At 41.7% G+C, this 1,248-nt stretch carries 1 protein-coding gene; it reads left to right on the top strand.

Annotated elements, in window-relative coordinates; genetic code table 11:
* The first annotated feature begins 230 nt into the window (after positions 1 to 230).
* On the top strand, positions 231 to 1,148 hold the full coding sequence (locus tag GT508_RS14360; protein WP_161144523.1) for an aldo/keto reductase: 918 nt from the start codon (positions 231 to 233) through the stop codon (positions 1,146 to 1,148).
* Positions 1,149 to 1,248: the final 100 nt, after the last annotated feature.

Raw genomic sequence — 1,248 nt, 5'->3', positions numbered from 1 at the left:
AGACAAAAATAATGTGATATTGTAATAGGTATTTGTGTCTGTTTTTAGATTTCCATGTTCCCATGCCATGAGTATACAATAATTTCTGATTTTTGGCTACCTTAACCCACCGTCTAAAGCCAGTGGGATTGCGGTAGCCTTATTTCAAATTCACTGAATTTTTCTTTTATCTTTCTTTACACGATATGTTAAAATACATTTATACAAATGTTTTATCTAAGGAGGTTTCCATGAAAACAATCACACTTCACAATACAAATTTATCTGTTCCGGAAATTGGTATGGGATGTATGCGTATTAATAGTCTGGAAACGGCAGATGCTGTAAAAGAATGGATAGACACTGCGCTTGCACATGACATCAATTTCTTCGATCATGCAGATATCTATGCAAAAGGACAATGCGAAGAGCTTTTTGGCAAAGCCCTGACTCCTTCCCTGCGTGACCAGATCATTCTGCAGTCCAAATGTGCGATCCGCCCCGGTATTGCTTTTGATTTTTCCAAAAAACATATCCTGCAGTCCGTAGATGATATCTTGAACCGCCTGCGCACAGATTATCTTGACATCTTATTGCTACACCGCCCGGATACATTAATGGAACCGGAAGAAGTAGCCGATGCATTCCGTACTTTAAAAGCCGCCGGCAAAGTATGTCACTTCGGTGTCAGCAATCAGACCCCGATGCAGATAGAATTATTGAATAAATATCTGGATGAACCACTTCTCATCAACCAGCTGCAGTTCAGTATCGCACACTGTCCAATGATCAATTCCGGAATCAATGCAAATATGTACAATGATTCTGCAATCAACCGTGACGGCGGCATTCTCGAATACTGCCGCTTAAAAGATATCACCATTCAGGCATGGTCCCCATTCCAGTACGGTATGTTCAAAGGCGTCTTTCTTGGAAATGAAAAATTCCCGGAACTCAATAAGGTCATCAATGAACTAGCTGAAAAATATAATGTAACCGACAGTGCCATCGCTGTTGCCTGGATCTTACGCCACCCTGCCGGAATCCAGACGATCATCGGCACAACTAACAAGAACCGGATTGCTCAGATTAGTAAGGCATCCCATGTGCACCTGACCCGTGAAGAGTGGTATCGGTTGTATATGGCTGCCGGAAATCGGCTACCATAAACTTGGGATTTAATTTATTAACTGGGAAGCGGCCTCTCAGTCCTTGAAGGAAACAATAGATAAGGCTTCTTGTTCAGGTTCCATACCATAAGAAACACTA

The sequence above is a fragment of the Dorea sp. BIOML-A1 genome, from assembly GCF_009875615.1.
In the GTDB taxonomy this organism is placed as follows: Bacteria; Bacillota; Clostridia; order Lachnospirales; family Lachnospiraceae; genus Dorea_A; species Dorea_A amylophila.
This window is presented reverse-complemented; position numbering and strand designations above follow the sequence as displayed.

Bases quoted from the DNA above. Each gene is read 5' to 3' on its own strand.
- GT508_RS14360 (WP_161144523.1), top strand. From the start codon at position 231: ATGAAAACAATCACACTTCACAATACAAATTTATCTGTTCCGGAAATT.